Source organism: Pseudomonas sp. RW10S2, from assembly GCF_014268985.1.
Lineage (GTDB): Bacteria > Pseudomonadota > Gammaproteobacteria > Pseudomonadales > Pseudomonadaceae > Aquipseudomonas > Aquipseudomonas wayambapalatensis.
In genome coordinates, this window is record NZ_JABWRO010000261.1 from 1 (window position 1) to 208 (window position 208).

General features: G+C 55.8%; 1 protein-coding gene. It reads left to right on the top strand.

Features of this window, described 5'->3' with window-relative positions; translation table 11 throughout:
- Positions 1–208, top strand: a 208-nt coding sequence (locus HU729_RS25935; RefSeq protein ID WP_238348454.1) for a hypothetical protein, incomplete at both ends; no start/stop codon positions are given.

Consider the following 208-nt stretch of genomic DNA (forward strand, 5'->3'; position numbering starts at 1 on the left):
TCTACAAGCGCGATCCCTCATTGCTTAGCCAGGATGAGAAGGTCGAGCTCGCGGCATACCTGCAGGTTTATGCCTTTGAGAGACTGGATGCCGTCAGGAAACTGGATGCCCAAAATGGCTTGGGTCTCAGCCATAGCCTGGCAACCGTCCAGGCAAGTGTCGCCGGTTTGCTCAGTGGTGAGCAGACCTTGGGCTATGGCTATCCCTA